General features: G+C 69.5%; 10 protein-coding genes. 4 read left to right on the forward strand and 6 right to left on the reverse strand.

The annotated features are described in order from the left end of the window. Positions 1 to 2,083 (reverse strand): peptidoglycan glycosyltransferase PbpC (gene pbpC, locus OEJ36_RS27335; protein ID WP_411861062.1); only part of this gene is annotated, 2,083 nt, incomplete at its 3' end. A gap of 61 nt (positions 2,084 to 2,144) precedes the next feature. Next, the gene (locus OEJ36_RS27340; RefSeq protein ID WP_263404195.1) at positions 2,145 to 7,055 is read right to left on the reverse strand and encodes an alpha-2-macroglobulin family protein; all 4,911 of its coding nucleotides are present in this window, start codon (positions 7,053 to 7,055) and stop codon (positions 2,145 to 2,147) included. A gap of 125 nt (positions 7,056 to 7,180) precedes the next feature. Between OEJ36_RS27340 and OEJ36_RS27345 the strand changes: the two genes are divergently transcribed. The 3 genes from OEJ36_RS27345 to OEJ36_RS27355 are packed head-to-tail and all read left to right on the forward strand — an operon-like array spanning position 7,181 to position 10,076. After that, entirely contained in the window at positions 7,181 to 8,527 is a 1,347-nt protein-coding gene (locus OEJ36_RS27345; RefSeq protein WP_263404196.1) for an MATE family efflux transporter, read from the forward strand. A gap of 12 nt (positions 8,528 to 8,539) precedes the next feature. Beyond that, positions 8,540 to 9,568, forward strand: a complete 1,029-nt coding sequence (locus tag OEJ36_RS27350; protein WP_263404197.1) for a sensor domain-containing diguanylate cyclase — start codon at positions 8,540 to 8,542, stop codon at positions 9,566 to 9,568. 52 nt (positions 9,569 to 9,620) lie between these two features. After that, the gene (locus OEJ36_RS27355; RefSeq protein WP_043246855.1) at positions 9,621 to 10,076 is read left to right on the forward strand and encodes a DUF2214 family protein; all 456 of its coding nucleotides are present in this window, start codon (positions 9,621 to 9,623) and stop codon (positions 10,074 to 10,076) included. A gap of 28 nt (positions 10,077 to 10,104) precedes the next feature. On the opposite strand, the gene OEJ36_RS27360 is transcribed toward OEJ36_RS27355, so the two are convergent. After that, positions 10,105 to 10,728, reverse strand: a complete 624-nt coding sequence (locus tag OEJ36_RS27360; protein ID WP_263404198.1) for an FMN-dependent NADH-azoreductase — start codon at positions 10,726 to 10,728, stop codon at positions 10,105 to 10,107. 2 nt (positions 10,729 to 10,730) lie between these two features. Then, positions 10,731 to 11,204 (reverse strand): GNAT family N-acetyltransferase, encoded by a 474-nt coding sequence (locus OEJ36_RS27365; protein ID WP_263404199.1) that lies wholly within the window; start codon positions 11,202 to 11,204, stop codon positions 10,731 to 10,733. Between the two features lie 87 nt (positions 11,205 to 11,291). Here OEJ36_RS27365 and OEJ36_RS27370 point away from each other — a divergent pair, with 87 nt between their 5' ends. Next, positions 11,292 to 12,737: a PLP-dependent aminotransferase family protein gene (locus OEJ36_RS27370; RefSeq protein WP_411861063.1), complete on the forward strand. Its 1,446-nt coding sequence runs from the start codon at positions 11,292 to 11,294 to the stop codon at positions 12,735 to 12,737. Between the two features lie 95 nt (positions 12,738 to 12,832). Here OEJ36_RS27370 and speA read toward each other — a convergent pair whose 3' ends face one another. Both speA and OEJ36_RS27380 read right to left on the reverse strand, forming a co-directional pair. After that, positions 12,833 to 14,746: an arginine decarboxylase gene (gene speA, locus OEJ36_RS27375; RefSeq protein ID WP_043246691.1), complete on the reverse strand. Its 1,914-nt coding sequence runs from the start codon at positions 14,744 to 14,746 to the stop codon at positions 12,833 to 12,835. Between the two features lie 131 nt (positions 14,747 to 14,877). Beyond that, positions 14,878 to 15,249, reverse strand: a complete 372-nt coding sequence (locus tag OEJ36_RS27380) for a translation initiation factor Sui1 (protein ID WP_263404201.1) — start codon at positions 15,247 to 15,249, stop codon at positions 14,878 to 14,880. Positions 15,250 to 15,374: the final 125 nt, after the last annotated feature.

Below are 15,374 nucleotides of genomic sequence, written 5' to 3' on the forward strand. Positions count from 1 at the left end.
GCGGCGGGCAGGTGGGCGAAACCGCCGGCAGCAGCGCGGAACGCCGCTCGCGACGGGGCAGCCAGGGCTCCAGCGGGGCGGGCCAGAGGTCGAGGTCGCGACGCGTGGCGCCCGGGCAATCCGGCGCGGTGCGCAGGCCTTGGGCGTCCAGCCACAGCGGCTGGCGCAGGCCGAGGCCCAGGGGCTGGTCGGCAGCCTGCAGGGTCGGCGGCACGGTGCCGTCGAGGGTCCAGGCGAAGCGCTGGCGGCGGCAGTTGGGGTCACCCTGGGGCAGCGTCTGCCCGACGGGCCAGCAGATGGCGGCGATGCCCACCGAGGCGGGCTTTTCATCCGGCGGCTGGGCAATGCCACGCTGGGCGTCGCGGTTGAGCAGCACGTCGTGCACCTGCACCAGCAAGGGTGCTGCCGAGGCCAGGCCGAACTGGCCAGGCACCGGCGTGCCGTCTGGGCGGCCGATCCACACGCCGACCAGGTAGCGCGGCCCCACGCCTATGGCCCAGGCGTCGCGGAAACCGTAGCTGGTGCCGGTTTTCACCGCCAGCGCCGGGCGCAGGGGCGGCAGCGCTTGCGGGTCACGCTCCGGCTGCGCCTGGCCGGAGAGGATGCGCCGCACGATCCAGGCTGCCCCGGGTGAGAGCAGGCGCTTTTCGCGCAGGGCATCGTCGGGTTGCAGGCGCGGTGCGGCGGCGCGGCCCTGGCGGGCGAAGGCGGCATAGGCCCCCACCAGGTCTTCCAGTCGCGCGCCGGCCCCGCCGAGGATCAGCGCCAGGTTCGGCTGCGCCCCCGCCGGCAGCACCAGCGGCAGGCCGGCGCTACGCAGTTCGCCGGCGAAGCGCTTCGGCCCATAGGCTTCCAGCAGTTGCACGGCGGGCAGGTTGAGGGAGGTGGCCAGGGCGTCGCTGGCCGCCACCGGCCCGCTGAAACCACTGGAGAAGTTGCCGGGGCGGTAGTCGCCATAACGGCGCGGCACGTCCTGCAACAGGGATTCGGAGTGGATCAGCCCGGCGTCCAGGGCCATGCCGTAGAGGAAGGGTTTGAGGGTGGAACCCGGTGAGCGCAGGGCGCCGACCATGTCGACATGGCCAAAGCGGCGGGCATCGTCCATCTCCACCGAGCCCAGGTAGGCGCGCACCGCCATGGTCGAGTGCTCCACCACCAGGATCGCCGCCGAGGTGCGCTCGGGCAGGCGTGCGCGCCAGCCCAGCAGCAGGTCCTCCATGCGCCGTTGCAGGGTCGCGTCCAGGGTGGTGCGGATCAGCGGCGGGCTGCCCGGCCGGTTCAGCCGTCGCGACAGCAGCGGCGCCAGGCTCGGCTCCCGGCGCGGCGCCAGCAGCACCGGTTCCTCCAGTGCCTCGTCCACCGCAACCTGGGGCCAGATGCCGTAGCCAGCGAGGCGCTGCAGCACCTTGTTCCGAGCTTCGGTGGCGCGCTGGGGGTGGCGGTCCGGGCGCAGGCGGCTCGGCGCCTGGGGCAGGACCGCCAGCAAGGCGGCCTCGGCACGGGTCAGCTGGCTCGGCGGCTTGCCCAGGTAGGCCCAGCTCGCGGCAGCCACCCCCTGCAGGGTGCCGCCGAACGGCGCGCGGTCCAGGTAGAGGGTGAGGATTTCGTCCTTGGACAGGTGCCACTCCAGCTGCAGCGTGCGCCACAGCTGGCGCAGTTTGCCGGCGAAGGTGCGCGGGTGCGGGTCGAGCAGCCGCGCCACCTGCATCGACAGGGTGCTGCCACCGGACACCACGCGCCCATCGCTGAAGTTCTGCCAGGCCGCACGGCCCAGGGCCAGCGGGTTGACCCCGGGATGACGGTAGAACCAGCGGTCCTCGTAGCCGAGCAGCGCCTCCAGGTAATAGGGCGAGACCTGCTGCGGGGTGACCGGGTAGCGCCACACGCCTTCGGCATCGGCGAAGCGCCACAGCGGCGTGCCGTCCTCGGCCAGCACCACCCGCGCCTGATCGTCCGCCGGCAGGGGCAGCGGGAACAGCCGGTCGGCGCACCAGAGCAGCACCAGGAGCAACAACGGCAGCACGACCCAGCGGCGCCTCAGCAGGCGGCGGGCAAGGTCCAGTGCAGTGGAAAGGAAGGACAACGACGGAGCTCCTGGTGAGGGGCGCCGGGACCCGTGCAGGTGCACGGGCCCCGGGCGGGCATCAACGTGCCTTGACCACCATTTCCTCCGGCGCATCGCCCAGCGCCTGCCATTCCGGGCGGTACATCGACTCCACCTGGGGCGGCGGCACGCGGTAGCGGCCGGGGGTTACGGCGCGGGCCAGGTACAGCAGGTGGGTGCGCTCGTACTCGCGGATATCCACCGCCGCGACGAAGCGGTCGTCACGGAATTCCTGGTGCTTGATCGCGGCGTTCTGCATCGCTTCCTGCCACTCCTTAACCTCGCGGCTGGCGTCCTGCAGGCTGGCGGCGCTCTGCCCCAGGTTCTGGTTCTCCGGCTCCAGGCCGGCGGGCAGCAGGTCCACCACCAGGCCGTCGGGCGCGCGCATCTTGGCCTCGATGCCGATGTGCACCAGCACCAGTTGGCCGCTTTCCAGGTTGCGGATATCCAGCGGCTTGCCGTCCATGCCCAGGTACTCGCGGTGGATGGTGAAGTTCTCACCCCCCGCCTTGGGCGCCTGGCTCGGGTAGCCGGACAGGGTCAGGCGCTGGTAGAGCGGCGCCTTGGTCTGGCTGGCCAGGGTCAGGGGTTCGGCCAGTTGCGCCTCGTCCAGCTTGAGCCCGCCCCGGTTGTTGTCCAGGGCATGACGCTGGCCGGCCACCTCCAGGCTGGCCTGCCATTGCGGCTCGGCCTTGCCCAGCAGGCTGCGGCCGGCGAGGAACAGCGCGTTGCGATCCTGGGTCGACAGCCACTCCTTGGACGCCAGCAGGTCGGCGAGATCGAACAGCAGCACCTCGCGGCGATCAGCGGCGAGGTCGTTCTCTTCCAGCAGGGCGAGGATCATCGCCTGGTCACGCAGGCGGCTGCCGTAGTCGTCGAGCCAGAAGGTGTCGTCGCGCTGCACGGCGAGCCCGGCGTCCAGGGCCAGGTCGGCGCGGGGCTGGTCGCCCATGGCCTTGAGGGCGACGGCCAGTTGCACCAGCGGCAGGCCGGAGCGGGAATCGGCGCGGCGCTCGTACAGGCTGCGCAGGGCACCCAGGGGCGCCTGCTGGCTGCGGGCGAGCACGTAGCCGGCATAGGCCTGCACGGCAAAGCGGCTGTGGCCGGGGTACTGGCTGTAGGAGACCTCGATCAGGCTCGGCTCCTGCAGGTAACGCAGCAGGCGCTCGTTGGCGCGCTTCAGCGGTTCGGCGGGGACGGCGAAGCCCTGGTCACGGGCACGCAGGAGGAAGTCGCTGACATAGGCGGTGAGCCAGTACTCCTCTTCGCTCTCCGCGCTCCACAGGCCGAAGCTGCCGTTGTAGCGCTGCATGCCCAGCAGGCGCTCGATGCCGATCTCGATGGCGCGGCGGCGCGCTTCGTCCTTCTCACCCTCGATGCCCAGGCGCGACAGGGTCGCCGCGTCCGCATAGAGCGAGGGGTAGAGGCCGCTGGTGGTCTGTTCGGCGCAGCCGTAGGGGTAGGCGCGCAGGGCGCGGATCTGCTCGCCGATGTTCAGCGGCGGGCGCGAGGAGACGGCCAGCAGCGCTTCACGCCCGGCCGGCTCGAAGGCGTCCAGGGTGCCGGCGGGCAGGCTCCAGCTGTCACCCTTGAGCACCGCGCGGAAGTTCTTCACCAGCGCCGGCCAGGCCGGGCGGATGCCCAGGGTCCAGTCACGGGCGAAAGGCTGCAGGGTTTCGCCGGGCAGTTCCATGCCGTTGACCGAGACCTTGAGCCGGCCCTGGCCGTAGCCACCGAGGGCGCGCACCGGGATGCGCAGGGTGGTGCGCTGGCCGTCGGCCAATTGCAGCGGCGCGGTCTGGCTGCCGGGGCTGTCGGCCAGGCGCAGCTGGCCATCGGCCTCCAGGCGCACATCCAGTTCCTGGGGCTTGCCGGAGAGGTTGGTCAGGTCCAGCGCCACGGTGGTTTCGTCGCCACCGGCAAGGAAGCGCGGCGCCGAGAGTTCGGCCACCAGGGGCGCGGCCACCACCGTCTTGGCTTCGGCCATGCCGTAGCGGTCGTCGCTCCAGGCCTGGGCCATCAGGCGCAGCTCGCCGTTGAAGTCGGGGATGTCGAGGCTGAGCTCGCCCTCGCCCTTGTCGTCCAGGGTCAGCGGCACGCTTTGCAGCGCCACCAGCCGCACCTGGGTCTGCGGGCGCTTGCCACCGGCGGTGAGGCCGGCGTCACCGCCGAAGGCGATGGAGGCCAGGCGCCCCTGCCCCGCTTCGATGAGCTGGCCGTAGACGTCAAGCTGGTCGGCGCCGTAGGCCTTGCGCCCGAACAGCGCGGCGAAGGGATCCGGCGTGGCGTAGTTGGTGATGTTGAGGATGCCGACATCCACCGCGGCGACCAGCACACGCACCTGGCGCGCCGGGCTGCCATCGGCGTTCTTCGCTTGCACATGCACCGCGAGGGGCTGGCTGGGGCGCATCTTCTCCGGGGCGCTGAGGGTCAGCGCCAGCTTGCGCTGGGCGCGGTCGATGGGCAGGTGCAGCAGGCCGACGGCGCGGCGCGGGGTGACCCGCTCCTTGCGCTCGCCGGGGCGTACCACCAGGGCGCTGACGTACAGGTCGTGGCGCGCCCATTCGCGGGCGATGGGGATCTCGAAGGCCTTGCCTTCGGCGGGCACCTCGATGCTCTGCCACCAGAGTGGGCCGTCGGCCGACTCCACCAGCAGGTAACCGCTGCCGGCCGCGGGCGGGGTGACGGTGACCTTGGCCACGTCGCCTTCGCCATAGGCGGGCTTGTCCAGCGCCAGCTTGACCTGGTCGGGGCGTACCGCGCCGCCGTCGGTGTTGTCCTGCCAGCGGTAGCCGGCCCAGAAGCGCAGGCTGCTGATGACGCCGCTTTGCGGGTCCTCGACCTCGACGCGGTAGGAGCCCCACTCCACCGGGAAGCTGACCTTGGCGGTGCCGTTGGCGGCGACGTCGACCAGTTGCTCGTCGACGTTCAAGAACTTCTCGTTGTAGTGGTAGCTCCAGCCTTCGCCGTCGGAGTAGTTCCAGTAGTAGTCACGGCGCTCGCGCACCAGGCGCACCTTGAGGCCCTGGGCTGCCAGCTTGTTGCCGGCGGGGTCGGCCACCAGCAGCTCCACCTCGGCGAGGCTGTCGGTGTCGACCTCTTCGCCATCGAACAGGGTGCGCAGGCCGGGCATGCGCGGCGCCGGCCAGACCGGCTGCTTCAGGCGCCGGGTGATGGGGCGGCCGCCGGTTTCCTGCAGGCTGGCCTGGAGGGTCAGCTGCAAGGGCGAGCGGGCGCTGGCCCAGCGGCTGTCGATTTCCAGGGCGCCCTTGCCGGCTTCGTCGAGGGTGGTTTCATCCAGGTCGATGTCCTGCTCCAGCTCCTCCTCGGTCACCGAGCCGAACTGATAGCCGGGCAGGCTTTCCACCGCCTCGCGCAGGGGGCGTACGTAGAGCTGGCCCAGCAGGCGGTTGCCGGAGGCCGGCGCGCCGTAGAGGTAACGGCCCTCGACCTGGAAGCGCGCCGCGTCGTCCGGCGCCAGGGGCTCGTCGCTGCCCTTGAGTTCCAGGGCCAGGCGCTCGGGGAGGAAGTCCTCGACCGAGAATTCGTAGAGTTCCTTGCGGCCGTTGCCCAGGTCCATAAGCAGTTGCCAGCGACCGGTGGGGGAGTCCCCGGAGAGCGGCAACTGGTACTGGTAGAGCCCGCCTTCATCGGGATTCCAGACGAAGCGGCGGCTGACCTGCTCGTCCGGGCGACGCACCTCGACCGTCACCGGCTGGCCCGCCACCGCGCGACCATCGCTGTCACGCAGCAGGGCGTTGAGCAGCACGGTCTCGCCGGGGCGATAGAGGTCACGCGGGCCGAACACGAAGAACTGCAGCGGGTTGGCCTGGGGCCCGGTGATGTCGAACTCGGAGAGGTCCAGCGCCGTGGCGGCGAGGCGCAGCAGGCTGGTCTGCTCGCCCTGGCGTGCAACCAGCACGCGGGCCTTTTCCGTCAGCGGCAGCTGGGCATGGCCCTGAGCGTCGGTCTTGCCCTGGGACAGGGGCTGGCCCTTCTCGTCGAGCAGCTCCAGCTCGACCTCGGCCTGCGCCTTGCCGCCGTCCAGGGCCTGAGTGAAGACGTCGAGACGGTCGCGGAAACGATGGACGGAAAGGCCGATGTCGCTGAGGCTGAACAGGGTTGCCGGGGTGTAGTAATTGTAACTGCCGGCGCGGCGCATCATCGCGATGTAGACGCCAGCCTGCTTCAGCGGCCCGATGCCGGCAATGGGCAGCAGCACCGTCTCGCGGGTGTTGCGCGCGGGCTTGAGATCGAAGCGGCCGCTGTAGACCAGCTCGGTCATTTCCAGGGTGCTGTTGGCCTCCCAGAAGTCCATGTGGCCGCGACGCCCCCAGCGCGACAGCAGCCTGGGCAGTGCCTCAGGGCGCACGCGGAAGAAGTCCACATCCACCGCGTCGACGTTGAGGGTAATCACCGGCAGCCCTTCGGCAAGCCGGGTGGGCAGCAACGAACCCTGGCTGGCGAAGCCGACGCTGGGTTGCTGGTCGCGGGTCTCCAGGTGGGTGACGCTTTCCTTGGCCAGGCGCGAGTCGTTCACCGCGCGCACGCCGGGGTCGACGGTGAGCACCAGGTTGCGCTTGGGCTCGAGGTGGCGCAGGCGCAGTTCCATGAGGTTGTCGGAGAGTTCCCAGGCCCCATCCACCTTGCCGCGCTCGCTGTCCACCAGGTGCAGGCGCTCGGCGAACGGCTGCTCCGGGTCCAGGGGCACGGAGAAGGTCACGGCCAGCGTGCTGGAGCCGTCGAGCTGGGTTTCGGAAACGTCCACCACCTTGAGCTCGCGGCCGGCGAAACGCTTGGCCAGCGCCCCGACATCGGCCGGCGCGCGCTGCTCCTGGACGGCGGCAGGCGGGGCGGGTGATTTCTCGGCGGTGTGTTCGGGGGTGGAGGAATCGCAGGCGGCAAGAAGCCCCAGCGAGAGGGCCAGTAACAATCCTTTGTACGACGACATGGTGACTCCGGGGAGGGGACGCGCAGGTGCGCGCGCGCCAACTATAGACGAGCCCCGGCGGCCGTAAAGCCCCCTTTCTCACGCTTTTGCAAAGCTATACTGCGCAGCCCTTCCGGAGCCTCAGAATGCGCGCATTCCTCGATGCCTGGCGACACGTCCCCACCCATCGCCGGGTCTGGGCGCTGGCCGCGCCGATGATCCTGTCCAACATCTCCGTGCCCCTGGTGGCGCTGGTGGACAGCACCGTGGTCGGCCACCTGCCCCATGCCCACCAGCTGGGCGCCGTGGCGGTGGGCAGCACCCTTTATATGCTCCTGCTCGGGGTGCTCGGCTTCCTGCGCATGGGCACCACCGGCTTCGCCGCCCAGGCCGCCGGCCGTGCCGATGGCGGCGCGCTGCGCCAGGTGCTGCTGCAGGGCATGGGCCTGGCGCTGGGCCTGGCCTCGCTGCTGGGGTTGCTGGCGGTGCCCTTCAGCGGCCTGGCCCTGGGGCTGATGAACCCCTCGGCCGAGCTGGACGCCATGACCCGGGAGTTCTTCCACCTGCGCCTGCTGGGCCTGCCGGCGGCCCTGGCCAATTACGCGCTGGTGGGCTGGTTCCTCGGCACCCAGAACGCCCGGGCGCCGCTGGCCATCCTGCTGGGCACCAACCTGACCAACATCGCCCTGGCCCTGTGGTTCGTCCTCGGGCTCGACCTGGGCGTGGCCGGCGCGGCCCAGGCGGCGGTGATCGCCGAGTGGACGGGCGCGGCCATCGGCCTGGCGCTGACCCGTGGTGCCCTGCGCCGCCACCCCGGGCGCATCGACTGGCCGGCCCTGCGCCTGTGGCGCGCCTGGCGCCCACTGCTGACGGTGAACCGCGACATCTTCATCCGCTCCCTGGCGCTGCAGCTGGTGTTCTTCCTGCTGACGGTGCAGGGCACGCGCATGGGCGACGCCACGGTGGCGGCCAACGCCCTGCTGCTCAATGGCCTGCTGGTGACCGCCTACGCCCTGGACGGCCTGGCCCATGCGGTGGAAGCCCTGTGCGGCCACGCCATCGGCGCGCGCAACCGCCTGGAGCTGCGCCGCGCGCTGCTGGTGGCCGGTGCCTGGTCATTGCTGGCGAGCCTGGCCTTCGCGCTGTTCTTCGCCGTGGCCGGGGGGCTGTTCATCGACATGCAGAGCGATATCGGGGAGGTGCGCACCGTCGCTCACGTCTATCTTCCTTATCTGGCGGTACTGCCGCTGGTGGCGGTGTGGAGCTACCTGCTGGACGGCCTGTTCATCGGCGCCACCCGGGCCCGGGAAATGCGCGACGCCATGCTGCTGGCGGTGGCGCTGAGCCTGCCCCTGGGGGTGCTGCTGCAGGCACAGGGGAACCATGGCCTATGGTTGGCGTTCCTGTGTTTTATGCTGTTGCGTGGCCTGAGTCTTGGCGCCTTCGCCTGGCGCCTGTCCCGCCGCGATGCCTGGTTCACGCATGCGAATTGACTGGAGGAATCTATGCTCGCCGCTCCGTGTTTCCCCGAAGAAGATCGACGCCAGAAGGCCCTGGATGAACAGGATGTTCTGGACACCCCCGCCGAGCTCTACCTCGACACCCTGGTGCGCCTGACCCAGGAGCTGTTCCAGGTGGAAACGGTGCTGATCAGCCTGGTGGACCGCAACCGCCAGTGGTTCAAGGCACGCATCGGCCTCAATGCCTCGGAGACCGCCCGCGACATTTCCTTCTGCGGCCACGCCATCCTCGGCGACGGCCCGCTGCTGATTCCCGACGCCCGCACCGACTCGCGCTTCAGCGACAACCCGCTGGTGGTGGGCGCGCCCTTCATCCGCTTCTATGCCGGCCAGCCGCTGTTCTCCAGCAATGCGCTGCCCATCGGCACCCTGTGCATGCTCGACCCCAAGCCGCGCACCCTGAACCAGCAGGAGCTGTTCCGCCTACGTGACCTGGCGACCCTGGCCGAGGGCTACCTGCAACTGCGCGGCATGGCCCAGCAGACGCAGAACCTGCGCCGCGCCGTGGACCGCGAGCAGCGCAAGGCATTGATCGACCCGCTGACCCAGCTGTGGAACCGGGGCGCCCTGTCGCAGTTCTTCCCCAAGGAGATGGCACGGGTGAACAAGGCCGGGCTGCGCCTGGGGGTGATCTACGCCGACCTCGACCACTTCAAGCGCATCAACGACCAGCACGGCCACGCCGCCGGCGACCAGGTGCTGTGGGAAAGCTCGCGGCGCATGACCGCGGCGCTGCGCCCCGACGACCTGCTGGTGCGCATCGGTGGCGAGGAGTTCGTCGCCCTGGTGGCGGTGCATGATGGCGAGGAACTGAACCATATCGCCGAGCGCCTGCGCCGCTGCATCGCCGAGAAACCGATGCGCGCCGCCGGCCAGGAGCTGACCCAGACCATCAGCGCCGGCACCCTGCTGGTAAGCCCCGAGCAATCGCAGAACGAAGCCCTGGACCTGGCCGACCGTGCCCTGTACCGGGCCAAGCAGAACGGCCGCAACCGCGTGGAGAGCGCCAACTGACGCGGCCGCTGCACCTATAAGAAACACCCCTGATGACCTGAAAGGAGTTCACATGGCTCAAGCCATTGCCGCGTACCTGCACTACCTGTCGATTTTCCTGCTGTTTTCGCTGCTGGTCCTGGAGCACCGCCTGTTCAAGCTGCCCCTGGACCTGGAGCGCGCGCGCAGCCTGATCCGGGTGGACATCGCCTACGGCCTGAGCGCCGGCCTGGTGCTGGCCACCGGCCTGGCGCGGGTGCTGTGGTACGGCAAGGGCACCGAGTACTACCTGAAGAACAGCCTGTTCCACGCCAAGATCGGGCTGTTCATCCTGGTGGCGCTGCTGTCCGCGCTGCCGACCTTCGTCTTCCTCAACTGGCGCAACGAGCTGAAGGCCGGCCAGGTGCCCCAGGTCAGCCCGAAGACCGCCAAGCTGGTGATCATGGCGATCCGCCTGGAGCTGTTGCTGGCGCTGGTCATCCCGCTGCTGGCCGCGCTGATGGCGCGCGGGTTCGGCGTGATCTCCTGATCTCCCCGTGGCTCGCGCCGTGCCTTGCTCAGGCGGGAACGCCGGGGAAAGGCGCCGCCGCGAAATAGGGGTTGTTGGCCAGGCGCGCCCGCGCCTGTTGCAAGGTTTCGGCCACCACCTCCGGCCCCTGGGCCAGGCCCTGCAGGTGGACGAACTCCACATGGTGCAGGCCGATCACGCCGAGGATGTGGCGCAGGTAGGGCGAGAGGAAGTCCGCCTGGCTGGCCTTGGCGCCCAGGTAGTTGCCACCGGAGCTGACCACGACGAAGGTCGGGCGGTCTTCCAGCAGGCCTTCCTTGTTGCCGTCGACCATGGTGAAGCTGCGCTGGATGCGCACCACGTAGTCCAGCCAGAGCTTGAGCGCCGCCGGCACCATGTAGTTGTGCATGGGCGTGGAAATCACCAGGTAGTGGGCGCTCTCCACCTCGCCGATCAGTTGCTCGGACAACGCCAGGGCCGGGTCCTCGCGATGGGCGCGGCCGGTCACCGCACGGGCGTAGTCGCCACACAAGGGCAGCAGCGGCTCACGCACCAGGTTGCGCACGGTGATCTGGGCGTTGGCGTGGAGGCGCTCGGCCATCTCCCGGGCCAGCTGGCCGCCAGGGGACGCGTCTTCATTGGGGCTGCATTCGATCAGCAATACACGGGGCATGATCAGTCCTCCTCGGGACGGAGCGTGGGGGTGGGCAATGGCCGGCTGAAGTGCAGGCCGGTGGACAGCAGGCCCTGGCGGAAATAAAAGCGCTGCGCCAGGGAATTCGCCAGTGCCGTATCCAACACCAGGCGCTGGCAACCGAGCTGGCTGCCTATCCGTGCCAGCTCATCCAGCAACTGGCCGCCGAGCCCCTGGCTGCGTTGCTGCGGGTCGGCCACCAGATCGTCGACATAGATGAAGCGGCCGTGGATCAGGTTCTCCAGTTCGCGGTAGCCGGCCAGGGCCAGCACCTGGCCGCCACGCCAGGCACCCAGCAGACGGTAACCCTGCTTCGCCTGGCGACGCACGCGCTGGATGAACACCTCAGGGTCGGGCAACTGCGGGCGCAGCGCCTGCATCACCGGGAAGGCCGCGCGCAGTTGTGGGTCGCTCTCCAGGTGCAACAGTTCGATGGGGCTGGGCTGATCGGGCATGGCCGCTTTCCTCTTCGCTGGGAGCCGCTACTCTAGGCAGGCCATGGACCAGCAGCCAGGGCCAAGAATCATCGAAATGACTGGGACATGAGCATGCCGAGCAGCCCCCTACCCTTCCACCTCGACCGCGACCTGGGCACCCCGGTGTACCTGCAGCTGTACCAGCGCTTCCGCGAGGCCATCGAGCAGGGCCAGCTGCAGCCCGGCGCCCGGGTGCCGTCGCTGCGCAGCCTGGCCAGCGAACTGAACCTGGCGCGGGGCACGGTGGAGGTGGCCTACCAGATGCTGATCGCCGAAGGCTACCTGCTGGCACGCGGCCCCGCCGGGACCTTTGTCTCGCCCCGGCTGACCCCGGCGCCCCGGCCCGCCTTGCGCGCCACCCGCCCGGCCAGGGCTGAAAGCGCTCACACGGCAGAGGCCTCGCCCCAGCCCTTCCAGCTCGGCCTGCCGGCCCTGGATGCCTTCCCGCGCAAGCTCTGGGCACGCCTGGCAGCCCGGCGCCTGCGCGAGCTGGGCGGTAGCGCACTGATGGTGCCGGACCCTGCCGGCCATCTCGCCCTGCGCGAAAGCCTGGCGGGCTACCTCGGCATTTCCCGGGGCATCCACTGCCGGCCCGAGCAGGTGTTCATCACCGCCGGCCACCGCGCCAGCCTGGCCCTGGTGCAGCGCGCGCTGATGCGGCCGGGCGAGGCCATCTGGCTGGAGGACCCCGGCTACCCCCATGCCCGCCAATTGCTGGAAGGGCTCGGCGTGCGCGGCGTGCCGGTAGCGGTGGACGGCGAAGGGCTGCGGGTGGAGGACGGCCTGCGCCTGGCACCCGAAGCGCGCTTCGCCCTGGTCACCCCCACGCACCAGAGCCCCACCGGGGTGGCGCTGTCGCTGCCCCGGCGCCTGGCACTGCTGGAGCGGGCGCGGCAGATGCAGGGCTGGGTGATCGAAGACGACTACGACAGCGAATACCGCTACCAGGGCCGGCCGCTGCCCGCGCTCAAGAGCCTCGACCGCGACGGCCACGTGCTCTACACCGGGACCTTCAGCAAGGTGCTCTACCCCGGCCTGCGCCTTGCCTACCTGGTGGTGCCGGAGCGCGACGTGGAGCGCTTCCGCGACATCGCCACGGTGTTCCAGGGTGGCGGGGGCGAACTGCTACAGGCGACGACGGCCGACTTCATCGACCAGGGCCACTTCGCCCGCCACCTGAAGAAGATGCGCCACCTCTACGCCCAGCGCCGCGCCCACACCCGCGAGGCGCTGCTGGAGCATTGCGGGGAATGGCTGCGCATGGACCAGCAGGCCGGCGGCATGCACCTGCTGGCCCGCCTCGCCCCCGGCAGCGACGACCGCACCCTGGCCGACAGCGCCCAGGCAGCCGGCCTGGCGGTCGCCGCGCTGTCGCGCTGGTACCTGGGCGAAGGCGGCGCACCGGGGCTGCTGCTGGGCTTCACCAATATCGCCACGGCCGAAGAGGCACGGGCATTGGCGGGGCGCTTGCGCAGGGTGCTGGTGGGATGTGGGCAGCCGATGGGCGAATGAATTCGCCCCTACAGGTGGGCATCCCGTTGTCCCCTACCCCCACTCCCAAATGAAAAAGCCCGGCGCTGGGTCGGGCTTTTTCGTGGAGCAGTGGATCAGGACGACAGGTAGGACGAGCGGGTCAGGCCGAGACGCAGGGCGTCGACGTACTGGGTGCGCTCGCGGGCGCTGAGCTTGGCACCGGAGACCTTGTCGCGGTAGAGCGCCATCAGCTCCTCGGGGGACAGGTGCACGTAGCGCAGCATGTCCTCGATGGTGTCGTGGGTCTCGATGCCGCCGTGGTACACGCTGCCATCCTCGCGCTGGTAGACGTTCACCGAGTCGGTGTCGCCGAACAGGTTGTGCATGTCGCCGAGGATTTCCTGGTAGGCCCCCACCAGGAACACGCCCAGCAGGTAGTCCTCGCCCTCGCGCACTTCGTGCACCGGCAGGCTGGTCTCGATGCTCTGCTCGTCGACGTATTGCTTGATCTTGCCGTCGGAGTCGCAGGTCAGGTCCTGCAGCACCGCGCGGCGCACCGGCTCTTCATCGAGGCGGTGCAGCGGCAGGATCGGCAGCACCTGGCCGATGGCCCAGGTGTCCGGCAGGCTCTGGAACACGGAGAAGTTGCAGATGTATTTCTCGGCCAGCTTGTCGTTGAGCTCGTCCAGCACCTGGCGATGGGAACGCTGGCGCGCCTTGAGCTGGTTGTGCAGGCGGCGGCAGATGGCGAAGTAGGTCTGCTCGGCCAGGGCCTTCTGCGCCAGGGTCAGCTTGCCTTCGGCGTACTGGGTGGCGGCGTCGCTGATGTAGTGGGTGGCGCGCCAGTAGGTCTCGGTGACCATCTCGGCGTCGGTCGGGCCCAGCAGGTCGGCGAGCCAGCGGACGATCTCCGGCTGCTCTTCGAGGTTGGCGATCTTCGGCACTTCGTCGTTGTGGCGCTCGACGTCGGTCACCTGCATCACCAGCACCGCGTGGTGCGCGGTCATGGCGCGGCCGCTCTCGGAGAAGATGTGCGGGTGCGGCAGGCCCTGCGCGTCGCAGAACTCCTTGAGCATGCCCACCACCACGCCGGCGTAGTCGTCCATGTCGTAGTTGATGGAGCTGGCGTTGCGCGAGTGGGTGCCGTCGTAGTCGACGCCCAGGCCGCCGCCGACGTCGATGTGGTCGACCGGCAGGCCGAGGCTGCGCAGCTCGGCGTAGAAGCGGATGGCTTCCTTGAAGCCGTGCTGGTAGTCGGCCAGGTTGGCGATCTGCGAGCCCATGTGGAAGTGCAACAGGCGCACGCCCTGCTCGATACCGGCCTTGCGGAAGCGCTCGACCACCGACAGCAGTTGCGCGGCGGAGAGGCCGAACTTGGATTTCTCGCCACCGGTGTCGGCCCACTTGGACGAGGCCAGGGACGACAGGCGCACGCGTAGGCCGACCTGGGGCGCGACCTTGAGTTCGGCGGCCTCCTCGATCACGAACTGAACCTCGGACTCCTTCTCGATGACGATGAAGACGTTGTGACCAAGCTTCTGCCCCATCAGCGCCAGCTTGATGAACTCGCGGTCCTTGTAGCCGTTGCAGACGATGGTGCCGCCCTTGGGCGCCAGGGCCAGCACGGCGAGCAGCTCGGGCTTGGAGCCGGCTTCCAGGCCGATGGAGACGTCCTGGGTGGCGATGATGTTTTCCACCACCGCTTCCTGCTGGTTGACCTTGATCGGGTACAGGGCGGTGTAGCGGTTCTGGTATTCCAGGCGCTCGATATTGGCGTCGAAGGCGCCGGTCAGCTGGCGTACGCGGTCCTGCAGGATGCCGGGGAAACGCACCAGCAGCGGCAGGGACAGGCCGGCCTCGCGCAGGGCGTCGACCTGTTCGAACAGGTCGATCGGCTCGCTGGCGGCGCCGCTGGGGCGGACTTCGACGCGGCCGGCGTCATTGATCGCGAAATAACCGGCGCCCCAATGGCGGATGCCATAGACACTGCGGCTGTCGGCCACGGTCCAGCTGCTGCCATCGTCCTTGCGCGTGCGTCGTGCAGACATCGGATTCCCCCTGTGGGATAGAAAAGAGCCAGGCCCGCCGATCATGTGGGGCGGGCTTGGGCAGATTAATTCGGTCGTGTGACGTTGGGGTGTTGACCGCATCAGCTGCAGTCAGTTTAGAAAGCCGGTGATCAACCGCCGGATTTCTTGGCCTTGAAGCCGCGCTTGGCGAGCTCTTCGAGCAGCAGGTCCACGTGATCGCCCTGGATCTCGATCACACCGTCCTTCAGGGCGCCACCGGTGCCGCAGCGACGCTTGAGCGCGCTGGCCAGCTCCTTGAGGGCGTCCTCGTCGAGCGGCACGCCGCTGATACTGGTCACCGTCTTGCCACCGCGGCCCTTGGTTTCCCGGCGAACACGGGCGACGCCGTCGCCAGCGGGCACGGAGGCTCGCTTGCAAATGCAGGCGTCAATGGGCTGGGCGCAGTCCGGGCAATGCCGGCCGCTGTCGGTGGAGTACACCAGGCCGCTCAATGCGGCGAAGGACGAAGCTTTCTTGACCACCGGCTTTCCTCGTAGGGGTCAGGATAGCGACTGGTCGGCGGGAGCCGACCGCGAAGCCCCACTCTGGCAGGGGCAGCGCAGACCCGGCGGGGAAGCCGGGCTTGAAAGGCGGCGAAATTTAGCAG

It is taken from the genome of Pseudomonas sp. PDM13 (assembly GCF_025685765.1).
Taxonomy (GTDB): domain Bacteria; phylum Pseudomonadota; class Gammaproteobacteria; order Pseudomonadales; family Pseudomonadaceae; genus Metapseudomonas; species Metapseudomonas solani.

Coding starts and splice junctions, on each gene's coding strand:
- OEJ36_RS27365 (WP_263404199.1), bottom strand. CDS start 11,204: ATGCCCGATCAGCCCAGCCCCATCGAACTGTTGCACCTGGAGAGCGAC.
- OEJ36_RS27370 (WP_411861063.1), top strand. CDS start 11,292: ATGAGCATGCCGAGCAGCCCCCTACCCTTCCACCTCGACCGCGACCTG.
- OEJ36_RS27350 (WP_263404197.1), top strand. CDS start 8,540: ATGCTCGCCGCTCCGTGTTTCCCCGAAGAAGATCGACGCCAGAAGGCC.
- OEJ36_RS27340 (WP_263404195.1), bottom strand. CDS start 7,055: ATGTCGTCGTACAAAGGATTGTTACTGGCCCTCTCGCTGGGGCTTCTT.
- OEJ36_RS27360 (WP_263404198.1), bottom strand. CDS start 10,728: ATGCCCCGTGTATTGCTGATCGAATGCAGCCCCAATGAAGACGCGTCC.
- OEJ36_RS27355 (WP_043246855.1), top strand. CDS start 9,621: ATGGCTCAAGCCATTGCCGCGTACCTGCACTACCTGTCGATTTTCCTG.
- OEJ36_RS27345 (WP_263404196.1), top strand. CDS start 7,181: ATGCGCGCATTCCTCGATGCCTGGCGACACGTCCCCACCCATCGCCGG.
- speA (WP_043246691.1), bottom strand. CDS start 14,746: ATGTCTGCACGACGCACGCGCAAGGACGATGGCAGCAGCTGGACCGTG.